Here is a 20,497-nt window from a genome sequence, read left to right on the forward strand (position 1 = left end):
GTGCGCGGAACGGCCCCTCCGGGGCTGTCCGGCTGGCGGAACGCCGGGTGGCCAGTTCACTCGTGGCCGCTACCGTGGGGCTCATCATGAGAGATTCCAGCGCCCGAACGGATGTTCCCACCCTTCTCGTCAAGATCTTCGGCAAGGACCGTCCAGGCATCACGGCCGGCCTGTTCGACGTGCTGGCCGGGTTCGGCCTGGACGTGGTCGACATCGAGCAGGTCGTCACCCGGGGGCGGCTGGTGCTGTGCGCCCTGGTCACCCATCCGGCGCAGGGCCAGGCCACCGAGGGCGAGGTGCGGGCCACCGTGCACCGCTGGGCCGAGTCCATGAAGCTCGACGCGGAGATCCTCTCCGGCGTGGGCGACAACCGGCCCAGGGCCGAGGGCCGCTCCCACGTCACCGTGCTCGGCCACCCACTGACCGCCAGGTCCACCTCCGCCATCGCCGCGCGCATCGCCGACTGCGGAGGCAACATCGACCGCGTCTTCCGGCTGGCCAAGTACCCGGTGACGGCCGTCGAGTTCGCCGTGTCCGGGGTGGCCACCGAGCCGCTGCGCACCGCCCTGGCGGCGGAGGCGCACCAAAGGGGCGTGGACATCGCCGTGGTCAGCGCCGGCCTGCACCGCCGGGCCCAGCGCCTGGTGGTGATGGACGTGGACTCCACGCTCATCCAGGACGAGGTGATCGAGCTGTTCGCGGCGCACGCCGGCTGCGCGGAGAAGGTGGCCGCGGTCACCGCCGCCGCGATGCGCGGGGAACTGGACTTCGAACAGTCGCTGCACGCCCGGGTGGCGCTGCTGAAGGGCCTGGACGCGCGGGTGGTGGACAAGGTGCGCCAGGAGGTGCGGCTGACGCCGGGCGCGCGCACCCTGATCCGCACCCTCAAACGGCTCGGCTACCAGGTGGGCGTCGTCTCCGGTGGGTTCACCCAGGTCACCGACGACCTCAGGGTACGCCTCGGGCTCGACTTCGCCGCGGCCAACACCCTGGAGGTGGTGGACGGGCGGCTCACCGGGCGGGTCGTCGGCGAGCTGGTGGACCGGGCGGGCAAGGCGCGGATACTCGCCAGGTTCGCCGCGGAGGCAGGTGTGCCGCTGGCGCAGACCGTGGCCGTCGGGGACGGGGCCAACGACCTCGACATGCTCAACACTGCGGGACTCGGGGTCGCGTTCAACGCCAAGCCGGTGGTGCGCGAGGCCGCGCACACCGCGGTCAACTTCCCGTTCCTGGACACCGTGCTGTACCTGCTGGGGATCACCCGCGAAGAGGTCGAGGCCGCGGACCTGGTGGACGGGGCCTGACAGCCGCCGGTCGGGCCCCGAACGGGTCGGGGCCCGGCTCCTCAGTCGTGCGGTGACCAGTAGGCGGTCAGCCTGGCCACTCCGTGCTCGACGGACTTCCACGGCCCGGAGAAGGTGAGCACCGCGGCGGCACAGGTCGGGAAGCCGTAGCTGACCAGCCGGGCCGCGCTCTCCGGTTCCGCGGCGCCGGCCAGCGCGTCCACCAGGGCGTGCATGCCCGGGTTGTGGCCGATCACCACCAGGTCACCGACGTCGTCGGGGACCTCGGTGAGCAGGGCGAGCAGGTCGCCGAGGCTCGCCTCGTACAGCCGCTCCTCGTACACGGTCCTGGGGCGGCGGGGCAGCTCGTGGGCCACGAGCTTCCAGGTCTGCCTGGTCCGCACCGACGTGGAACACAGGGCGAGGTCGAGGTCGATGCCGGACCCGGCGAGCCAGTGGCCGGCCGCCGGGGCGTCCCTGCGGCCGCGGTCGGCGAGGGGTCGCTCGTGGTCGGGCACCGACGGCCAGTCGGCCTTGGCGTGGCGGAGTACGACGATCCTGCGGGGCGTGTCGACGCTCATGCTCCTCAGCTTCGCAGAAAACCCGCGGGGCGGCGCGCCCCGGGGGGCACCACGACCCCGGCCCCGCCGGTGCGGGCGGGAGGCCGCCGGAGGGGGCTTGGGGTGGCCTCAGTGGACCAGGAAGTCGAGGACCACGTCCGGCAGCACCCGTTGGACCTGCTCCATGACCGGGTGCTGCCCCCGGTCGGGCCGCTCCGTCGCCCGCGCGGGACACGCGGCGAGCGCGAGCAGCGTCACGAACGCGGCCACCGGCAGGGCGAGCGCCGCCCACCACCCCACCCTCGTCAGCGGCTTGGCGCTCGAGGGTGCCGGGTACTGCCGAGGGTGCATGGCCGCTCCAGGGTCTCGTCCGTCCTCGCCCCGTGGCGCTCCGGGCGGGGCGCCGGGTGCCCCCGGCGTACCCATGACGTTAGGGGGAGCGGGCGTCCGTTCCCATCAGGCGGACCACCCAGTTATCCCTGAACCCACCCCCAGGTCGGGGGTGGGGTTAACCCCACCCCGCTCAGCCGCTGACCGGACGCCGCCGAAGCTGGTCCTCGACGTGCCCGGCCCGACCGGCGAGCACCCCGGCGGCTACCTGGGGCAGCAACAGCGCGGCGATCAACGCGATCGGGAGGTCCCAGTCGCCGCTGTGGTCGTACAGGGCCCCGACCGCGATGGGCCCGGGGATGGAGATCAGGTACCCCACCGACTGGGCGAACGCGGAGAGCTTGCCCACCCCCACCGCGCTGCGGGCCCGCAGCCCCACCATGGTCAGCGCGAGCGGGAACGAGCAGTTGGAGACGCCGAGCAGCACGGCCCACACCCAGGGCGCCTGGGCCGGCGCCAGGGCCAGCCCCAGGTAGCCGACGATCCCGAAGAGACCGAGCCCGACCACGAACCCGCCCTGGTTGCGGTAGCGGGCGGCCATCGCCGGCAGCACGAACGCCAGCGGCACGCCCATCCCCATGGTGACCGCCAGCAGCACCCCGGCCTGCCCCGCGGAGACCCCGGCGTCCCGGAAGATCTGCGGCAGCCAGCCCATGGTGATGTAGGCGCCGGTGGCCTGGAGGCCGAAGAAGACGGCCAGCGCCCAGGCGGTGCGGCTGCGGCTGATCGGGAAGGCGGGGACGGCGGGTCGCGGCCCGTCCTCCGGCCGCGCCCGGTCCTCGGTGCGGGCCCGGAGCACGATCACCGCCCAGGGCAGCACCGCCACCGCCGCGAGCACCGCCCACGAGCCGAGACCCAGCCGCCAGCTCCCGCCCAGCGCGTCGGCCATCGGCACGGTGACCGCCGCCGCGGTGGAGGTACCCAGGGCGAGCGCCATCGAGTACAGGCCGGTCATCGGCCCGATCCGGTCGGGGAACCAGCGTTTGACGATCACCGGAAGCAGCACGTTGGAGACCGCTATGCCGGCCAGCGCCACGGCACTGAACAGGAGGAACAGCGCCGTGCCACCGGACACCGCGCGCACGGCGAGGCCGGCGGTGATCGCGACAAGACCGGCCCCCACCACGGCGGCCGGGCCGGACCGGCGGGCGAGCCGGGGGGCGAGCCCACCGAAGACCGCGAAGCACAGGGCGGGCACCGAGGTCAGCATCCCGGCGACGGTGCCGCTCATCCCGAGCCCGTCCCTGACCTCCTCCATCAGCGCGCCGAGGCTGGTCACGGCGGGCCGCAGGTTGACCGCCGCCACCACGAGCCCGACCATCACCAGCCATCGCACCCCGGGAGCCCGACGAACGGTCGGTCCCTCGGCGCCGGCTCCGACCGCCGGCCGGTCCACCGCCCCGTCCGGGCGTCCCGGTCCGGACTCCCTGGTCCGCGTTCCCGCGGCACTGTCCTCTTGCATGCCCCCATCATAGAATCATGGGATGTATTCGTTCTGCTCGGGAGTGACATGCCGCTGACCGCGCCCCACCGCTCGGCGCTCGCCGCCCAGGTGATCGCCCAACTCAGGAACCAGATCACCTCGGGCGAGTGGCCCGTGGGCACCCGCATCCCCACCGAGCCGGAGCTGGTGGCGCAGCTCGGGGTGGCCCGCAACACCGTCCGGGAGGCGATCAGGGCGCTGGCGCACAACGGACTGCTCGACATCCGCCAGGGCTCGGGCACCTACGTGGTGGCCACCAGCGAACTCGCCGGGGTGATGCAACGCCGGTTCGCCGGGGCCGACCACCAGCACGTCGGCGAGCTGCGCAGCGCCCTCGAGGCGGCCGGGGCCCGGCTGGCCGCGGTCCGCCGCACCGACGCCGACCTGCGACTCCTGCACGGCGCACTCGCCCGGCGTGAGGACGCCTGGAGGTCGGGCGACACCGAGACGTTCGTACAGGCCGACGCGACCCTGCACCAGGCCGTCGTGGCCGCGTCGCACAACGACGTCCTGGCCGCCCTCTACGCCGACCTCGGCGAGGTGCTCCGGGACAACCTGCGCCGGAACGTCGGCACCGACCTGGAGTCCGCGGAGTACAAGGACCACTCGCGACTGATCATCGCCATCGAGGCCGGGGACGCGCTGGAGGCCGCCGCGCTGGCCGCCTCCTACGCCCCCCGCTGCGCCCCCTGACGCCCCGGCCGGGGAACGCGCGAGCCACGCCGGCAGGGCCGGCGTGGCTCGCGGTCAGACAGTCCCGGTCACGCCCCGACGGCGTGCACCCCCCCGTCCACGTGCAGGATCTCTCCCGTGGTCTTGGGGAACCAGTCGGACAGCAGGGCGACGACCCCCCGGGCCGGGGGCTCCGGGTCGGCGAGGTCCCAGGACAGCGGGGCCCGCTCGTCCCAGACCTTGGTCAGCCCGTCGAAGCCCGGGATGGACTTCGCGGCCATCGACTTGATCGGCCCGGCGGAGACCAGGTTGACCCGGATGTTCCGGGGGCCGAGGTCGCGGGCGAGGTAACGGGCGGTGGAGGCCAACGCCGCCTTGGCGACGCCCATCCAGTCGTACTGCGGCCAGGCCACCGACGCGTCGAAGTCCATGCCGACGACCGACCCGCCCTGCTCCATCAGCGGCAGCGCGGCCATGGTCAGCGACTTCAGGGAGTAGGCGGAGACCTGGAGCGCGGTGGCCACCGAGTCCCACGGGGTGTTGAGGAAGTTGCCGCCCAGGGCGTCCTGCGGCGCGAAGCCGATGGAGTGCACCACCCCGTCCAGGCCGTCCACGTGCTGACGCACCCGTTCGGCGAGGCTGTCGAGCTGCTCCTGGTTGGAGACGTCGAGTTCCAGCACCGGTGCCGGCTTGGGCAGCCGGGCCGCGATCCGCTCGACCAGGCTGAGCCGTCCGAATCCGGTCAGCACCACCTCGGCGCCCTGCTCCTGGGCGAGTTTGGCGCTGTGGAAGGCGATCGACGACTCCAACAGGACGCCGGTGACCAGAATCCGCTTGCCGTTGAGAAGTCCACTCATGATGTCAGTGCCCCATGCCCAATCCACCGTCGACGGGAACGACGGCTCCGGTGATGTACGTGGCCTGGTCAGAGGCGAGGAAGCGCACCGCGTCGGCCACCTCCTCGGGCTGCGCGTACCGACCGAGCGGCACCTGGCGGAGGATCTCCGCCTTGCGCTCCTCGCCGACCACCTGGGTCATGGCGGTGTCGACGAAGCCGGGGGTGATGACGTTGACGGTGATGTTCCGCGAGCCGAGCTCACGGGCCAGGGAGCGGGCGAACCCGACCAGACCGGCCTTGGAGGCGGCGTAGTTGGCCTGACCCGCCGCGCCGCTGAGGCCGACCACCGAGGAGATCAGGACGATCCGGCCCGAGCGGGCCCTGAGCATCCCCCGGCAGGCCCGCTTGACCGTGCGGAAGGTGCCGGTGAGGTTGGTCTGCAGGACGGCTTCGAAGTCCTCCTCGGACATCCGCAGGAGCAACTGGTCACGGGTGATGCCCGCGTTGGCGACCAGCACCTGCACCGGACCGTGGCTCGCCTCGACCTCCTTGTAGGCCGACTCCACCTGCTCGGGGTCGGTGATGTCGCACTTGACGCCGAGGACGCCGAGCGCGGTCAGTTCCTCCGGCGGCTCACCCGAGCGGTATGTGATCGCGACCTTGTCGCCTCCGTCCGCGAAGGCACGGGCGATGGCCAGGCCGATCCCTCTGTTGCCTCCGGTGACGAGTACCGAGCGGCTCAACGGTCCACCCCTGTCCTGATGGGAATCCGTGCGTCGGACACGGAACGTACCCTACGAAAGCTATCGGTCCGCTCGGGACCAGGAGGACTCCGGCCCCCACAGCGCCCCAGGACCGGCTCTGTCGGATTCCACCAAGCCCGGCGGGCGGCGGCGGGCCCGGTCGGGAGGTTATCCACTGGGCCGGGACCGATCGGCACGTCATGATTCACTGCGAACGACCCGACACCGAACGGAGGCGCTGTGCCCCATCAGATCGATCCGGCGTTCCTGGCCCATCCCCTGCGCACGCTCGCCGACGCCGCGTTGCAGCGGGCTCGGGAGCTGGGCGCGGAGCACGCGGACTTCCGCTTCGAGCGGGTGCGCAGCGCCGCCTGGCGGCTCCGGGACGCCCACCTCGCCGGCTCCTCGGACACCACGGACACCGGGTTCGCGGTGCGCGTGGTGCACCGGGGAGCCTGGGGGTTCGCCTCGGGGGTGGACCTGACGGCGGACGCGGCGGCCCGGGTCGCCGAACAGGCGGTGGCCATGGCCCGGTTGTCGGCGCAGGTGGCGGTGGCCGCGGGTTCCGGTGACCGGGTGGAGCTGGCCGACGAACCGGTGTACCCGGACGCCACCTGGATCTCCTCGTACGAGGTCAACCCGTTCGACGTCCCGGACCGGGAGAAGACGGACCTGCTGACCGCGTGGAGCGAGCGGCTCCTCGCCGCGCGGGACGTGTCCCACGTGGACGCCTCGCTGCTCGCGGTGCAGGAGAACAAGTTCTACGCGGACACCGCCGGCACCAGCACCACGCAGCAGCGGGTACGGGTGCACCCCGTGCTCACCGCGGTCGCGGTGGACGCCGCGTCGGGGGCGTTCGAGTCGATGCGCACGTGTGCGCCACCGGCCGGGCGCGGCTGGGAGTACCTGACCGGGACCGGCTGGGACTGGGACGACGAGCTGGCGCGGATTCCGGGGTGGCTCGCCGAGAAGCTCCACGCGCCCAGCGTGGAGCCGGGCAGGTACGACGTGGTGATAGACCCGTCGAACCTGTGGCTGACGATCCACGAGTCCATCGGCCACGCCACCGAGCTGGACCGGGCGTTGGGTTACGAGGCGGCGTACGCGGGCACCTCCTTCGCCACCTTCGACCAGCTCGGAACGCTGCGGTACGGCTCGGAGCTCATGAACGTCACCGGGGACCGCACCGTGGACCACGGTCTGGCCACCGTCGGCTACGACGACGAGGGCGTGGCCGGGCAGTCCTGGGACCTGGTCCGGGACGGGGTGCTGGTGGGTTACCAGCTCGACCGCGGGATGGCCCGGCGGTCGGGCTTCGAACGGTCCAACGGCTGCGCCTTCGCGGACTCGCCCGGCCACGTCCCGGTGCAGCGGATGGCGAACGTCTCCCTGCGGCCGGCGGCGGACGGCCCGTCCACCGAGGAGCTGATCTCGGGGGTGGAGCGCGGGCTCTACCTGGTCGGGGACCGGTCCTGGTCGATCGACATGCAGCGGTACAACTTCCAGTTCACCCAGCAGCGGGCCTACCTGATCCGTGACGGCCGGCTGGCCGGGCAGCTCAGGGACGTCGCCTACCAGGGGGTGACCCCGCAGTTCTGGGGTTCGCTCAAGGCGGTCGGCGGTCCGCAGACGTATGTCCTGGGTGGGGCGTTCAACTGCGGGAAGGCGCAGCCCGGGCAGATCGCGGCGGTGAGCCACGGCTGTCCTTCCGCCCTCTTCAGCGACGTCAACGTCCTCAACACGGCGCAGGAGTCCGGCCGTTCCTGAGCCGGCACGCCGCTGCCGGCGGCACGCCGCACCACGAGTACCGGACGTGCCGCGCGTGGACCACCAGGCCACCAGCCCACCCGCCGCGGTCACTCCGGCGGAGAAGCGAAGGAAGAGGAGACAGATGAGTTCCCCGGTTGCCCCGCACGAGGTCGTCGAGCGTGCCCTCGAGCTGTCCCGCGCCGACGGCTGCGTTGTGATCGCCGACGAGCACTCCACCGCCAACCTGCGCTGGGCAGGCAACGCCTTGACCACCAACGGCGTGACCCGCGGGCGCACCCTGACCGTGGTGGCGACGGTGGACGGAGCCCAGGGCACCGCGTCGGGGGTGGTCTCCCGCTCCGCCGTCACCGCGGACGAGCTGGAGCCGCTGGTGCGCGCCGCGGAGGCCGCCGCCCGGGACGCCGGGCCGGCCGAGGACGCCCAGCCGCTGGTCTCCGGGGTGCCGCGGAGCCCCGCGTTCACGGACGCGCCGGACGAGACGTCGGGGGAGGTCTTCGCCGCGTTCGCCCCCGCCCTGGGCGAGGCGTTCGCCAGGGCCAGGGCAGGGGACGCCGCGGGACCGCGGGAGCTGTACGGCTTCGCCCAGCACACCGTGACCTCCACCTACCTGGGGAACTCCGCGGGGCTGCGGCTGCGCCACGACCAGCCGACCGGGTCGGTGGAGCTGAACGCCAAGTCCCCGGACCGGGCGCGCTCGGCCTGGGCCGGCGCCAGCACCCGCGACTTCACCGACGTGGACCTGGTTGCGCTCGAGGACGAACTGGTCCGGCGGCTGGAGTGGGCACGGCGCGCCGTGGAGCTCCCGGCCGGTCGGTACGAGACGCTGCTGCCCCCCACCGCCGTCTCCGACCTGCTGGTCTACCAGTACTGGTCGTCGGGCGCGCGGGACGCCAAGGAGGGTCGGACGGTCTTCAGCAAGCCGGGGGGCGGCACCCGGGTCGGTGAGCGGCTGTCCCCGCTGCCCCTCACCCTGAGCAGCGACCCGTGGGAGCCGGGCCTCGAGGCGGCGCCCTTCGTGATCGCGCACGCCTCGGGTGACGACTCCTCGGTGTTCGACAACGGCCTGCCGCTGGAGCGGACCGACTGGATTCGGGACGGGGCGTTGAACGCGCTGCTCACCAGTCGCCACTCGTCGGGCCTGACCGGTCTGCCGGTGCGGCCGGGCGTGGACAACCTGGTGCTGCGCAGCCCGGAGGGGACCAGGTCGCTGGACGAGATGGTGGCGGCGACCGAACGCGGGCTGCTGCTGACCTGTCTGTGGTACATCCGCGAGGTGGACCCGGCGACGCTGCTGCTCACCGGGCTCACCCGGGACGGGGTGTACCTGGTGGAGGGCGGCGAGGTCACCGGGGCCGTCAACAACTTCCGGTTCAACGAGTCGCCGGTGGACGTGCTGGGCCGGGCGGTGGAGGTGGGCCGGACCGAGCGGACCCTGCCCCGGGAGTGGGGTGACTACTTCACCCGGGCGGCGATGCCGGCGATGCGGGTGCCGGACTTCAACATGAGCTCGGTGAGCAAGGGGGTGTGAGCGGCTCGAACCGGTGGGAGGGCCGCCACGCGGGGCGCCCCGGTCTCGATGGGAGCGGGGTCCCGGCGTACCGTGGAGCAGTCCGGGACCGGCTCCCGGTTCTTCGACGCAACCGGACGGTGAGGGATGCGGAAGCAGAGCGGAGGTCCCGGGGTATTCCGGATCACCGGCGCCAGGACCGGGCTCACCGAGGACGTCGGGGGCAGGCAGCGCCGCTATGTGATCTCCATGGTCGTCCGGTCCCTGTGCGTGCTCCTCGCGGTGCTGCTGTGGAACGTCTCCCGTCCGTTGGCGTGGGCCGCGCTGGTCGGGGGTGCGCTGTTGCCGTACGTCGCGGTGGTGATCGCCAATGCCGGTCGGGAGAACGCCCCGGGGTTGCCCACCACCGTGCTCCCCCCGCTGCTGCGCCGCCAGTTGCCGGCCCCCGCCCCCGCCCCCGGCGCTTCGGCGGACCAGTCAGAACAGCCAGACCAGTCAGAACAGCCAGACCAGTCGGCGCAGTCAGACCAGTCGGCCGAGTCAGCCGCGGGACACACGGAGCGCGTGGAGCGCGTGGTCCACACGGGTACCGTGGTGTCCACGGGTTGCGAGGGGCACCCGGGTGCCGGGAGCGACACAGGTGTGGTAGGCGACACGGGCGCAGTGGGTGACGCCGGTGCCGCAGCACGCCCCGCTGACCCCGAGCCGGCGGGTGGAGACGGGGCGGACGCCGGGCCGGTACATTCGGCCACGTCGGCCGAGGAGCAGCCGGTCGGCAGCCACGCAGGTCACGGCGGCGCTCCACCGTCCGAGCAGCGACAATCCGGACGGGCACCGTCCGAATTCCGCTGAATGCTCAAGAAAAGCTCAAGAGAATCAACGAATTCTGCTGCACCCCGGGGGCTGGCCCGTGCCATACTTCGTACGCGCTCCGTATCCCCCGTCGGAGCGACGGACCGACGCCGGGCGGCTCCCCCCGTGGCTGCCCGGCGTCGCCCATGTCTGGCCGAGGTGAGGATCGTGACGCAGCGTGCGGCAGCGGAGCCGATCTGCTCCGCCAAGGGATGCCGTCAACCGGCCGAGTGGGTCCTCGCCTGGAACAATCCCAAGATCCACACCCCGGACCGGCGCAAGACCTGGCTGGCCTGTTCCGGCCACCGTGAGCACCTGTCGTCGTTCCTCGGGGTGCGGGGGATGCTGAAGGACGTGGTCCCGTTCGCCCAGTGGACGGCACAGCAGTAGTCCCCCGGCCCGGCGGCACCGGCGAACGCCGCGGTTCAGCCGCCGATCGCGGACATCGGGCGGTCGGGCTGGAGGAAGGCGGGATCGTCCAGGCCGCTGCCGGCCTTCTTCCCCCACATGGCGATCCGCCACAGCTCGGCGATCTCCGCGTCGCTGGCTCCGGCCCGCAGACTCGTCCGCAGGTCGGACTCCTCCCGGGCGAACAGGCAGGTGCGGACCTGGCCGTCGGCGGTGAGTCGGGTGCGGTCGCAGGCGCGGCAGAACGGGCGGGTCACGCTGGCGATCACGCCGACCCTGGCCGGGCCGCCGTCCACCAGCCAGCGTTCCGCCGGGGCGGAGCCCCTCCGGTCGTCCAGCTCCGGGGTGAGGTCGAACCGCTGGGTGAGCCGCTGGAGGATCTCCGCGGCGGTGACCATGTCCGAGCGCTGCCAGCCGTGCTGGGCGTCGAGCGGCATCTGCTCGATGAAACGCAGCTCGTAGTCGTGCGCCAGGGCCCAGGACAGCAGGTCGGCGGCCTCGTCGTCGTTGATCCCGCGCATCAGCACCGCGTTGACCTTCACCGGGGCCAGTCCTGAGGCCCTGGCCGCCAGCAGGCCCTCGATCACGTCGCCGTGCCGCCTGCGGCGGGTCAGCCGCTGGAAGACGTCGGGCCGCAGGGTGTCCAGTGAGACGTTGACCCGGTCGAGCCCGGCCTGGCGCAGCGCGGCGGAGTTGCGGGCCAGGCCGATGCCGTTGGTGGTCAGGGACAGCCTGGGGCGGGGCCGCAGCTCGGCGCAGGCGGCGACGATGCCGACGAGGCCGGGGCGGAGGAGTGGTTCACCTCCGGTGAAGCGCACCTCGCGCACCCCCAGCTCCGTGACCGCGATCCGGACCAGCCGGACGATCTCCTCGTCGGTGAGGAGCTCGGACTTGGCCAGCCACTGGAGCCCTTCTTCGGGCATGCAGTAGGTGCAGCGGAGGTTGCACCGGTCGGTCAGGGAGACCCGCAGGTCGGTGGCGATGCGTCCGAAGCTGTCGATGAGAACGACGTCCACCTCCATTCGCGGCGGGCGCTGCCCGCGCCCGCTTCGCCCTCAAGATTAGGACGGTCGTCCGACATTTGCCCCGTCGTTTCCCGGTGCCACGTCTCGATCCCGCGACACTTACGGAACATTCACCATCGGATCGGACATATCGACCAGGTACACCTGGCTCTTCGGGGTCGTGAGGGGACGCGGGCGCCAGCCAGTGCGCAAGGGGTTGACGTGACCGGCGCCCGTGTCTGGCCGCAGAGTACGCCAGAACGCGTATACCACAACAGCCTGTCTCACCCATGGCCAACGCCTTTTGGGGGATGCCGTCGTGGCCACGATGCGGGGTCGCCCCGGTCCCTACCGCCGTAGGGACCGGGGCGACCCCGAGCCGGACGTCCCGGCCGCCGGTGCGACCGGCCGCGACGTCCGGTGACTCAGTGCGCGCCGGCTCCGGTCAGCGAGCGCACCTCCAGCTCCGCGTACTTCTTCACGTCGGGCTCCTCCTTGGACAGCAGGGTGGCGATCCAACCGAGCAGGAAGCCGAGGGGAATGGAGACCAGGCCCGGGTTCTCCAGCGGGAACCAGGCGAAGTCCACGCCGGTGAACAGGGACTTCTCCTCTCCTGAGACCACCGGGGAGAAGACGACCAGGAGCACCGAGGAGGTCAGTCCTCCGTAGATGCTCCACAGCGCCCCCTGGGTGGTGAACCGCTTCCAGAACAGGCTGTACAGCATCGTCGGCAGGTTGGCGGACGCGGCGACCGCGAAGGCCAGGGCGACCAGAGCGGCGGTGTTCAGCCGGTCCGCGAAGATGCCGAGCACGATGGCGACGGCGCCGATGCCGACCGCCGCCAGCTTGGCCACGGCCAGCTCCTCCTTCTCCCCCGCCTTGCCCTTGCGGATCACGTTGGTCCACAGGTCGTGGGCGAACGACACCGAGGAGGCGAGGGTGAGCCCGGCCACCACGGCCAGGATGGTGGCGAAGGCCACCGCGGAGATCACCGCCAGCAGGATCGCCCCGCCGGTGGAGTCGGGACCGCCACCGACCGCCTCGGCGAGCAGCGGCGCCGCCGTGTTGCCCGCGGGGTTGGACTCGGTGATCCGATCCGGACCGACCATGGCCGCCGCGCCGAAGCCCAGCGCGATGGTCATCAGGTAGAAGGCCCCGATGATGCCGATGGCCCAGTTGACCGAGGTGCGGGCGGCGCGCGCGGTGGGCACGGTGTAGAACCGGACCAGGATGTGCGGCAGTCCCGCGGTGCCCAGGACCAGGGCCAGACCGAGCGAGATGAAGTCCAGTTTGCTGGTGCCGTCCTTGCCGTAGCGCAACCCGGGTTCCAGGAAGGCGTCACCGTGGCCGCTGGAGTCGGCCGCCGCGCCCAGCAGGGTGGAGACGTTCCAGTCGAACTCGTTGAGCACCAGGATGGTGACCAGCAGGGTGCCGCTGATCAGCAGCACCGCTTTGATCATCTGGACCCAGGTGGTGCCCTTCATCCCACCGATGGTCACGTAGACCACCATGGTGAGTCCGACCAGGGCGATGACCAGGCGGCGGGCGGCCTCCCCGTCGATCCCCAGCAGGAGCGCCACCAGCGTGCCCGCGCCGACCATCTGCGCCAGCAGGTAGAAGATCGACACCACGATCGTGGAGGTACCGGCGGCGGTGCGCACCGGGCGCTGCCGCAGCCGGAACGCCAGCACGTCGGCCATGGTGAACCGGCCGGAGTTCCGCAACGGCTCGGCCACCAGCAGCAACGCCACCAACCAGGCGACCAGGAAGCCGATGGAGTACAGGAACCCGTCGTACCCGTACAGGGCGATGGCGCCGGCGATGCCCAGGAAGGAGGCCGCCGACATGTAGTCGCCGGAGATCGCCAGTCCGTTCTGGAAGCCGGTGAAGGAACGCCCGCCGGCGTAGAAGTCGGTGGCGCTCTTGCTCTTCCGCCCCGCCCAGACGGTGATCGCCAGGGTGGACACCACGAAGAGCGAGAACAGGCTCAGGATGAGTGTCCTGTGGTCGCTGGCCTCGCTCTCGGCGAGGTACGTCATGGTCGCGTGGCCGGTCATCGCGCGTCACTCTCCGGGGCCGCCTTGGTGGTGCTGGTGGTGGTGCCGGCGTCGAACGTCCCGCCGCCGGTGTCGGTGTCGAGGTTCGCCAGCGACGCCTCCAGCGACGCCCTGATGAGGTCGGCGCGCGGGTCCAGCCTGGCGTTGGCGTGGCGCGCGTACCACCAGGCGATGAGGAACGTCGTCAGGAACTGGAGGAGCCCGAACACGAACGCCGTGTTGATGTTGCCGACCACCGTGCTCGCCATGAAGTCACCGGCGTAGTTGGACAGCAGCACGTACAGCAGGTACCAGGAGATGAACGCGACGGTCAGCGGGAAGGCGAACCTGCGGTAGGAACGGCGCAGTTCACCGAACTCGGGGCCGGCTTGTACCTGCGAGTACGGATCGTCCGGCGGCACCGGACGGTGAGCGGTATCCACTCGATCTCCTGGGGGGCGGGCCCGCACTCGGGCGGGCTACGGGCACACGGGCACGCGTGACAACGTGACGCGCGTCACGTCACCAGATGGTTCCGCGCATGCTAGGGGTGTGCGCGAGCCCCGGAGAAGGGGGAACGGGGCCACGGTCCGCCCAAGCGCCACCACCACGCGCCAAACGGTTCGTTCCACAGGACGAACGGCTCCGCCGCCGCCGACCGGACACTCACCCGTTCGACGGAACCCGCGGGTTTCGGCCGCATTGACACGGTGGGTGCGGGAGTTGGCTCAGCGTCAGGCAGACGCGGGCACGCCGCACCTCTTCTTGTGCGCTCGCCGCCGGCCGCTTGGAGAGCCCCTGCCCACGTTCCTCGGCAGGGGCGCGGCCTTCGGCGACCGTCGCCCGGCGACAACCGGCTGGTCCGGTTTCGTCACCGGTGTCACACCGCGTGGTGCCGGTGCGTGATTTTGCCGCAGATGACCAAGAAACCATTGAGTGGGTGGCCTGGTCAGCGATAGCTTCACTCGATCGCTGTGCCGCCGTCGACCCGATCGCGCGGTACGCGTTGTTGAGGCTTTTCTCGGCGAATGGAGAACCCATGAGTGCTGTTCCAGCCCGTCGGCGTCGCGCCGCGACCGTTCCGTTGAGCATCGTTGCGGCGGCGGTCCTGGCGTGCACGCCCCTGGGCGTCAGCGCGGCGTCCGCGGACAGCGGCGGTGACGGCGAGCGGGCCACCGCCGCCGCGGAAGGCCCCACCATGAGCTACGTGGTGAACACCAGAACCGGCTCCGGGGCGATCCACCTCGCGGAGAAGGCGGTCAAGAAGGCCGGCGGCACCGTGGTCATGTCGTACCCGCAGATAGGCGTGGTCGTCGCGCACTCCACCAACCCGCAGTTCGCCCAGGAGATGCGGTCCGTCCGCGGCATCTCCTCCGTCGGTTCCACCCGCACCGTGCCGATCCGCTCCGCGGCGACCACCGAGGTCGGGAAGCCGACCATGGTGAGCGCCGAGCAGTCGGCCGAGGCCGAGGCGCAGGCGACCGCGGGCCAGGAGCCCAAGGAGCCGTTGCAGTGGGACCTGCCCGCCATCAAGGCGGACAAGGCACACGCCATCTCCACCGGCAGCAGCAAGGTGAACGTCGCCGTCATCGACACCGGCGTCGACGACACCCACGAGGACCTGAAGGCCAACTTCGACCGGGACTCGTCGGTCTCCTGCGTCGGCGGTGCCCCGGACACCTCCGACGGCGCCTGGCGGCCCTTCCCGGACTCCGACGGCAACTACCACGGCACCCACGTCGCGGGCACCATCGCGGCTCCCCGCAACGGCACCGGCGTGGCCGGCGTCGCTCCCGGGGTGAAGGTCTCCGCGATCAAGGTCAGTGAGCCGGGCAACAGCCTGTTCTACTCCGAGAGCGTGGTCTGCGGGTTCGTCTGGGCTGCCGAGCACGGGGCCGACGTCACCAACAACAGCTACTACGTGGACCCGTGGCTGTTCAACTGCCCGAGCGACCCCGACCAGAAGGCCATCGCCGAGGCGGTGGGCCGGGCCGCCGCCTACGCGCAGCACAAGGGCGTCCTGAACGTGGCCGCCGCGGGCAACGACTACTTCGACCTCGCCGCCGACGAGCTGGTGGACGAGTCCAGCCCGGACGACAGCGAGGCGGTGTCGCGCACCATCGACCCGAGCGTCTGCCTCGACGTCCCGGGCCAGCTCCCCGGCGTGGTCACCGTCTCCGCCACCGGGGCGAAGACCGGTAAGTCCTACTTCTCCAACTACGGCCTCGGCGTGATCGACGTCGCCGCGCCCGGCGGCGACCGCCGGGTGGCCCCGGACGCGCCCTACGAGGACGGGCGCATCCTGTCCACCCTGCCGAACAACGAGTACGGCTACCTCCAGGGGACCTCGATGGCCAGCCCGCACGCCGCGGGTGTCGCCGCCCTGCTGAAGAGCACCCACCCCTGGGCCTCGCCGAAGGTCCTCCAGATGATGATGAAGGCCCAGGCGGACCCGGTGGCCTGCCCGGAGCTGTACGACTACAACGGTGACGGCAAGGCCGACGCCGTCTGCGAGGGCACCAAGGAGTACAACGGGTTCTACGGGCACGGCCTGGTTGACGCGCTGGACGCGGTGCGCCGGTAGTCCCCCGGGTCACGCCCGTCAGCCAGGCGCGGCGGACGACCCACGGGCCGGGCGGGGAGGTTCCACTCCCCGCCCGGCCCTTTCCCGTCCGGCCTCCCGTCCGGCCGGCCAGGGCCGCCGGAGCGCGCCGATGACCAGCAGGAACTCCGCCGTGATGTAGGTCGCCATGACCCAGAGACCGGCCATCGGGGGGCGGGGCCACTCCGCGATGTCGAACGCGATCAGGGTGTCGGAGAACAGGAACAGCGCGCCTCCCACGGCTGCGCGCACATCGAGGCCGACGGCGGTGGCCGCGGTGGCCGCGAGCAGCAGTCCGTAGCCGGCGACCGGCAGCCGCAGGGCTCCGAGGTCGGGCCACAGCAGGGCGATCCCGGTCAGCCAGACGGCGCCGTAGGCCGTCGCGGCGGCCCGGACCCGCGCCGGCGAGGACAGCGCCCCGCCGCGCACGAAGTGCCCGACGAAGCACAGGTGTGCCGCACCGAAGCAGGCCATCCCGCACAGGAACGCCACGTCCGCACCCACCTGGAGCAACACGTCACCGGCGCAGCTCAGCAGCAACGCCGCCACCAGGAGCCGGGAGGCGCCGCGGGCGACGGCGTAGGCGGCCAGCATCGGCATCAGGGCGGGCTTGGTGAGCTTGGTCAGGAGGTCCGTCTCGGCGGTCAACGAGGCCAGGTGCAGCGCGCTGACCGCGCCGAAGGCCGCGAGCAGGGCGGCGCTGAGGGGGCCGGTGGCCGACCCGCCGCGCCGGACGGCGAGGCGCAGCCCGACGGTCCCCCCGATCCGCCCGAGCGCACCGGTTCCCCTGGGCGCACCGGCCCGCCGGGGCGTCCGTGGCCGACCCGACCACCGGTGGAGCGGCGACAGGAGCACCGGGGGGCGACGGGCGGCGGGGCGGGAGGACAGGGGTGGGGGTCCGGCCGGCGGGTGGTCGGTGGCCGCCCGCCGGGACGAGCGGTCGTCCGGTGACCGTTCGTCGGACGGCCGCTCGCCGAGCGGTCGTCCTTCAGGGGGCCGGCGGCCCGGTGGACGGTTGTCGGGTGGGGAGCCCGGGCCGGTGGGGCGCTGGTCGTGCGGCTTCGGTGATCTCACGCTGCGGGGTCCTGTCGTGCGGGCATCAGCGGCAGCAGCCTGATCGGTGGGGCCTGGTCCGGCTGCCACCCCGGTCCCCTGAAGACATACCCACAACGCTCCCGCCAGGACCGCGTGCCACGGACGTCGCGGGCGATGGCGGCGTACTCGTGGGTGGCCACCCGGAGCGGGTTGTGGGTGGCGATGTTCTTGGTGAGCCCGTAGACGCAGCGTTCGCCCTCGGGAGTGAACGAACGGAAGAGGCGGTCCCAGACGATCAGTATCCCGCCGAAGTTCCGGTCCAGGTAGCCGCCCTGGGACGCGTGGTGCACCCGGTGGTGGGACGGAGTGTTGAACACCGACTCCACCGGTCGGGGGAGCCTGTCGATCCGTTCGGTGTGGATCCAGAACTGGTACAGCAGGTTGACCGAGGAGCAGAAGGCGAGCGTTGCGGGGTGTACTCCGGCCAGCACCACCGGGACGTAGAAGATCCAGGTGGTGAGGCTGGTCCAGGGCTGGCGCAGCGCGGTGGAGAGGTTGAACCGCTGGCTGGAGTGGTGCACCACGTGGCAGGCCCACAGCAGGCGGACCACGTGGTGGCCGCGGTGGGACCAGTAGTAGAAGAAGTCCTGGACCAGCAGGAGCAGCGGCAGGGTCCACCAGAGCACCGGGACGCGGAACGGAGTGAGTGCGTAGAGGCCGGCGTAGGCGGCGACGATCGGCACCTTCCACAACAGGTCGAACCCGATGCTGCCCAGCCCCATGGTCAGGCTGGTGGCGGTGTCCTTGACGGCGTACCCGCGCTCGTCCTCGTCCGGATGGAAACGGTAGGAGACGATCTCGACCGCGGTGAGCAGCACGAAGGCCGGTATGGACAGCAGCACGACGTTGGGAAACCCGGTCATATCAGGCAGGGTAGGCGTGGCATCCCGCCCCGGGCCAGATGTGGTTACTAGTGAGTAAGAAAAATCTGGCGCCCGTTGGTCCCTGGCGCCCCAGGAGCCCCAGTGGCACTCCCGTCCGGTCGCGGACCACCGCTCGGCACCTGTGGGGGCGAGCCCAACTGAGGCTCCCTCACCCCACACCACCTCACCACTGTGTGGTGGCACGCCGGTTGGTCGGGCGCTGGACAGCACCGGTCCTTCCGCGGACCGGTGTCCGAAGTGGCCCGTATCCTCAACGCCATGCTGGACATGAGCGCAGCCGCATCGCGGCGCCCCTGGCCGGCCGCCTACCCCGACGGTTACGCGGTCGTTGACGTGGAGACCACTGGTCTGGCCCGCCATGACCGGATCGTGTCGGCCGCGGTCTACCGGCTGGACACCCGGGGGAACGTCCAGGACCACTGGTACTCCCCGGTCAACCCGGAGCGCGATCCGGGCCCGGTGTGGATTCACGGGCTCACCGAGGAACTGCTCGCCGACGCACCCCTGTTCGGGGAGGTCGTGGACGAGCTCACCGAACGGTTGACCGGTCGGGTGCTGGTCGCCCACAACGCGGTGTTCGACTGGTCGATGCTGGCCCGGGAGTACGCCCGCAGCGAGCGGCAGCCCCCGGTCAGGACCCGGCTGTGCACCATCCACCTCGCCAAGGACCTGGGGCTTCCGCTTCCCAACCACAAGCTGGAGTCGCTCGCCGCCCACTACGGGATCGTCCAGCGGCAGGCCCACCACGCCCTGGACGACGCCCGTGTGCTCGCCGAGGCGTTCCGGCCCAGCCTGCACCTGGCCGCCGCGGCCGGTCTGCGCCTGCCCCTGCTCGCCTGCAGGCCGCTGGACGTCCCGCTGCCCCAGCCACGGGACGCCCCGCCGGCGTCGGCAGCCGGGTCGGCGCCGTGGCAGGGCTGGCGGCCGACGCGTCGGCTGCCGCCGTGCCCGCACCCCAACCCCGGCCGGCTCCGGCCCGGCGGATCGCTGGTCCAGGGGATGCGGGTGGCGTTCTCCGGGGACACCGGCATCGAACGCGAGGAGCTCGAGGACCGCGCCACCGCCGCCGGGCTGCACGTGTCCCGCAGCATCAGCCGGCTCACCAGCGTGCTGGTCACCAACGAGCCGGACTCGGGCACCGGCAAGGCCCGGCGGGCACGGGAGGTGGGCACGCCCGTGGTGGACGAGCGCACCTTCGTCTCGCTCCTCGAGGCGGTGCTCCCCGCGCCCAGGGCCCCGGCGCCGGGGGCCGGTCCCACCTGACGCCCGCCACGGCAGGCGGTACCTGACACGCCCCGCCACGGCGGGCGGCCGACGCGGGGCTCCGTCGGCTTCCCGCATGGGGTGTCCGGAGTGGACCCGTTCGGCGGCGGTACCCGGCCCGCGTCGGGCGTCCCCCGGAGCGGTACCGTCGAGGGGTGTCGTACCGCTTTCTCCTCTCCCGCCGGTGGCTGCTGCTCACCCTGCTGGGCCTGGTGCTGATCCCGGTCATGGTGAAGCTGGGGTTCTGGCAGTTCCACCGCCATGAGGACCGGGTGGCGAACAACGACCAGATCGCGGCGACCCTGAAGTCCCGGCCCGTCCCGGTGGGCGAGCTGACCGCTCCCGGCCGCGAGGTCTCCGGCGACCGCGTCTGGCGCTCGGTGACCGCCACCGGCCGCTACGACACCAGGCACGAGGTGGTGGCGCGCCAGCGGACCGCTGCGGACGAGGCCACCATCGGCTACTTCGTGATCACGCCCCTGGTGATGGACGACGGGAACGCCCTGCTGGTCAACCGCGGCTGGGTGTCGCCCGGGAACGACATCACCACCTACCCGGACGTTCCGCCGGCCCCCCGGGGCGAGGTCACGGTCACCGGCCGGCTGCGGCCGGACGAGACCACGGGGAACAGCGGCATCAAGAACAAGCAGGGCCTGCCCGACCGCCAGATCATGTTGATCAACAGCGAGCTGCTCGCGGGGGGCCTTCCGTATCCGCTGGTCGGCGGCTACGTCGAGCTGTCCGGGACCTCGCCGCAACCCAAGGGCGAGCAGCCCGAGCTGGTCCCGGGACCGGACCACTCCAGCATCGGCAACCACCTCGCCTACGCCATCCAGTGGTGGCTGTTCACGGCGATGGTCCCGGTCGGCTGGGTGGTCCTGGCCCGGAGGGAACACCGGGACCTGCTGGCCCAGGCGAACGGCACCAGGCCGCCCGCCGGTGGCGCCGCGGGACCGGGCGGTACCGTCCCGGCCCCCGCGCCCGACGCCGACCAGCGGCCCGAGCCCGCCCAGGCGACCCGACCCTGACCATGCCCGGCCCTGACCACGGGCGGCCCGCTCCGCCCCGGTGAGGCCCGGGCCGTTGTCCGTCACCCCGCCGTCCCCA

General features: G+C 72.0%; 18 protein-coding genes and 1 pseudogene. 9 read left to right on the forward strand and 10 right to left on the reverse strand.

The features are described 5' to 3' along the window. Positions 1 to 86: 86 nt before the first annotated feature. The gene (gene serB / locus A3IG_RS0118090; RefSeq protein ID WP_040911847.1) at positions 87 to 1,304 is read left to right on the forward strand and encodes a phosphoserine phosphatase SerB; all 1,218 of its coding nucleotides are present in this window, start codon (positions 87 to 89) and stop codon (positions 1,302 to 1,304) included. Positions 1,305 to 1,345: 41 nt separating this feature from the next. Here the strand turns inward: serB and A3IG_RS0118095 are convergent, their stop codons facing one another. The 3 genes from A3IG_RS0118095 to A3IG_RS0118105 all read right to left on the reverse strand — a co-directional run bounded on the left by A3IG_RS0118095 (position 1,346) and on the right by A3IG_RS0118105 (position 3,695). Continuing rightward, positions 1,346 to 1,864, reverse strand: a complete 519-nt coding sequence (locus A3IG_RS0118095; RefSeq protein ID WP_018385001.1) for a SixA phosphatase family protein — start codon at positions 1,862 to 1,864, stop codon at positions 1,346 to 1,348. A gap of 108 nt (positions 1,865 to 1,972) precedes the next feature. Beyond that, on the reverse strand, positions 1,973 to 2,194 hold the full coding sequence (locus A3IG_RS30250) for a hypothetical protein (RefSeq protein ID WP_018385002.1): 222 nt from the start codon (positions 2,192 to 2,194) through the stop codon (positions 1,973 to 1,975). Between the two features lie 172 nt (positions 2,195 to 2,366). Continuing rightward, positions 2,367 to 3,695 (reverse strand): CynX/NimT family MFS transporter, encoded by a 1,329-nt coding sequence (locus A3IG_RS0118105; protein ID WP_018385003.1) that lies wholly within the window; start codon positions 3,693 to 3,695, stop codon positions 2,367 to 2,369. A gap of 48 nt (positions 3,696 to 3,743) precedes the next feature. Here A3IG_RS0118105 and A3IG_RS0118110 point away from each other — a divergent pair, with 48 nt between their 5' ends. Beyond that, the gene (locus A3IG_RS0118110; RefSeq protein WP_018385004.1) at positions 3,744 to 4,409 is read left to right on the forward strand and encodes a FadR/GntR family transcriptional regulator; all 666 of its coding nucleotides are present in this window, start codon (positions 3,744 to 3,746) and stop codon (positions 4,407 to 4,409) included. A 68-nt stretch (positions 4,410 to 4,477) separates the two neighbouring features. On the opposite strand, the gene fabI is transcribed toward A3IG_RS0118110, so the two are convergent. Both fabI and fabG read right to left on the reverse strand, forming a co-directional pair. Next, a complete protein-coding gene (fabI, locus tag A3IG_RS0118115) occupies positions 4,478 to 5,245 on the reverse strand; it encodes an enoyl-ACP reductase FabI (RefSeq protein ID WP_018385005.1) in 768 nt (255 codons plus the stop codon). Positions 5,246 to 5,249: 4 nt separating this feature from the next. Next, positions 5,250 to 5,969, reverse strand: a complete 720-nt coding sequence (gene fabG / locus A3IG_RS0118120; RefSeq protein ID WP_018385006.1) for a 3-oxoacyl-[acyl-carrier-protein] reductase — start codon at positions 5,967 to 5,969, stop codon at positions 5,250 to 5,252. A 240-nt stretch (positions 5,970 to 6,209) separates the two neighbouring features. Here fabG and A3IG_RS0118125 point away from each other — a divergent pair, with 240 nt between their 5' ends. From A3IG_RS0118125 to A3IG_RS0118140, 4 genes and pseudogenes are all read left to right on the forward strand, one after another. Then, positions 6,210 to 7,736 carry a TldD/PmbA family protein gene (locus tag A3IG_RS0118125; RefSeq protein WP_018385007.1) on the forward strand — a complete coding sequence of 509 codons (1,527 nt, stop codon included), beginning with the start codon at positions 6,210 to 6,212 and terminating at the stop codon, positions 7,734 to 7,736. 124 nt (positions 7,737 to 7,860) lie between these two features. Further along, the gene (locus tag A3IG_RS0118130) at positions 7,861 to 9,267 is read left to right on the forward strand and encodes a metallopeptidase TldD-related protein (protein WP_018385008.1); all 1,407 of its coding nucleotides are present in this window, start codon (positions 7,861 to 7,863) and stop codon (positions 9,265 to 9,267) included. Positions 9,268 to 9,393: 126 nt separating this feature from the next. After that, positions 9,394 to 9,655 (forward strand): annotated as a pseudogene (locus A3IG_RS35280) (DUF3099 domain-containing protein); the annotation flags it as partial. Between the two features lie 611 nt (positions 9,656 to 10,266). Then, positions 10,267 to 10,488, forward strand: a complete 222-nt coding sequence (locus tag A3IG_RS0118140; RefSeq protein ID WP_018385011.1) for a hypothetical protein — start codon at positions 10,267 to 10,269, stop codon at positions 10,486 to 10,488. 35 nt (positions 10,489 to 10,523) lie between these two features. On the opposite strand, the gene moaA is transcribed toward A3IG_RS0118140, so the two are convergent. From moaA to A3IG_RS30260, 3 genes are all read right to left on the reverse strand, one after another. After that, positions 10,524 to 11,528 (reverse strand): GTP 3',8-cyclase MoaA, encoded by a 1,005-nt coding sequence (gene moaA / locus A3IG_RS0118145; protein ID WP_018385012.1) that lies wholly within the window; start codon positions 11,526 to 11,528, stop codon positions 10,524 to 10,526. Positions 11,529 to 11,935: 407 nt separating this feature from the next. Then, positions 11,936 to 13,567 carry a solute symporter family protein gene (locus A3IG_RS0118150; RefSeq protein WP_018385013.1) on the reverse strand — a complete coding sequence of 544 codons (1,632 nt, stop codon included), beginning with the start codon at positions 13,565 to 13,567 and terminating at the stop codon, positions 11,936 to 11,938. Beyond that, on the reverse strand, positions 13,564 to 13,989 hold the full coding sequence (locus tag A3IG_RS30260; protein WP_104530792.1) for a DUF485 domain-containing protein: 426 nt from the start codon (positions 13,987 to 13,989) through the stop codon (positions 13,564 to 13,566). Before A3IG_RS30260 ends, A3IG_RS0118150 begins: the two co-directional genes overlap by 4 nt. 596 nt (positions 13,990 to 14,585) lie before the next feature. Between A3IG_RS30260 and A3IG_RS0118160 the strand changes: the two genes are divergently transcribed. Further along, the gene (locus A3IG_RS0118160) at positions 14,586 to 16,130 is read left to right on the forward strand and encodes a S8 family peptidase (protein WP_026220389.1); all 1,545 of its coding nucleotides are present in this window, start codon (positions 14,586 to 14,588) and stop codon (positions 16,128 to 16,130) included. Between the two features lie 18 nt (positions 16,131 to 16,148). Here the strand turns inward: A3IG_RS0118160 and A3IG_RS30265 are convergent, their stop codons facing one another. Together A3IG_RS30265 and A3IG_RS0118170 are read right to left on the reverse strand one after the other, a co-directional pair. Then, positions 16,149 to 17,222 (reverse strand): lysoplasmalogenase family protein, encoded by a 1,074-nt coding sequence (locus A3IG_RS30265; RefSeq protein ID WP_018385016.1) that lies wholly within the window; start codon positions 17,220 to 17,222, stop codon positions 16,149 to 16,151. Continuing rightward, complete coding sequence (locus tag A3IG_RS0118170) at positions 17,219 to 18,106, reverse strand: sterol desaturase family protein (protein WP_018385017.1); 888 nt, start codon at positions 18,104 to 18,106, stop codon at positions 17,219 to 17,221. The genes A3IG_RS30265 and A3IG_RS0118170 overlap by 4 nt, the downstream gene beginning before the upstream one ends. Positions 18,107 to 18,385: 279 nt before the next feature. On the opposite strand from A3IG_RS0118170, the gene A3IG_RS0118175 reads away from it, so the two are divergent. Next, entirely contained in the window at positions 18,386 to 19,390 is a 1,005-nt protein-coding gene (locus A3IG_RS0118175) for a DEDDh family exonuclease (protein ID WP_040911851.1), read from the forward strand. 155 nt (positions 19,391 to 19,545) lie between these two features. Then, positions 19,546 to 20,418, forward strand: a complete 873-nt coding sequence (locus A3IG_RS0118180; RefSeq protein WP_018385019.1) for an SURF1 family cytochrome oxidase biogenesis protein — start codon at positions 19,546 to 19,548, stop codon at positions 20,416 to 20,418. Positions 20,419 to 20,497: the final 79 nt, after the last annotated feature.

It is taken from the genome of Wenjunlia vitaminophila DSM 41686 (assembly GCF_000380165.1).
Lineage (GTDB): Bacteria > Actinomycetota > Actinomycetes > Streptomycetales > Streptomycetaceae > Wenjunlia > Wenjunlia vitaminophila.

What these genes read in the sequence shown, in the direction of transcription:
- serB (WP_040911847.1), top strand. Translation starts at nt 87, where the DNA reads ATGAGAGATTCCAGCGCCCGAACGGATGTTCCCACCCTTCTCGTCAAG.
- A3IG_RS0118095 (WP_018385001.1), bottom strand. Translation starts at nt 1,864, where the DNA reads ATGAGCGTCGACACGCCCCGCAGGATCGTCGTACTCCGCCACGCCAAG.
- A3IG_RS30250 (WP_018385002.1), bottom strand. Translation starts at nt 2,194, where the DNA reads ATGCACCCTCGGCAGTACCCGGCACCCTCGAGCGCCAAGCCGCTGACG.
- A3IG_RS0118105 (WP_018385003.1), bottom strand. Translation starts at nt 3,695, where the DNA reads ATGCAAGAGGACAGTGCCGCGGGAACGCGGACCAGGGAGTCCGGACCG.
- A3IG_RS0118110 (WP_018385004.1), top strand. Translation starts at nt 3,744, where the DNA reads ATGCCGCTGACCGCGCCCCACCGCTCGGCGCTCGCCGCCCAGGTGATC.
- fabI (WP_018385005.1), bottom strand. Translation starts at nt 5,245, where the DNA reads ATGAGTGGACTTCTCAACGGCAAGCGGATTCTGGTCACCGGCGTCCTG.
- A3IG_RS0118130 (WP_018385008.1), top strand. Translation starts at nt 7,861, where the DNA reads ATGAGTTCCCCGGTTGCCCCGCACGAGGTCGTCGAGCGTGCCCTCGAG.
- moaA (WP_018385012.1), bottom strand. Translation starts at nt 11,528, where the DNA reads ATGGAGGTGGACGTCGTTCTCATCGACAGCTTCGGACGCATCGCCACC.
- A3IG_RS0118150 (WP_018385013.1), bottom strand. Translation starts at nt 13,567, where the DNA reads ATGACCGGCCACGCGACCATGACGTACCTCGCCGAGAGCGAGGCCAGC.
- A3IG_RS0118160 (WP_026220389.1), top strand. Translation starts at nt 14,586, where the DNA reads ATGAGTGCTGTTCCAGCCCGTCGGCGTCGCGCCGCGACCGTTCCGTTG.
- A3IG_RS0118170 (WP_018385017.1), bottom strand. Translation starts at nt 18,106, where the DNA reads ATGACCGGGTTTCCCAACGTCGTGCTGCTGTCCATACCGGCCTTCGTG.
- A3IG_RS0118175 (WP_040911851.1), top strand. Translation starts at nt 18,386, where the DNA reads ATGCTGGACATGAGCGCAGCCGCATCGCGGCGCCCCTGGCCGGCCGCC.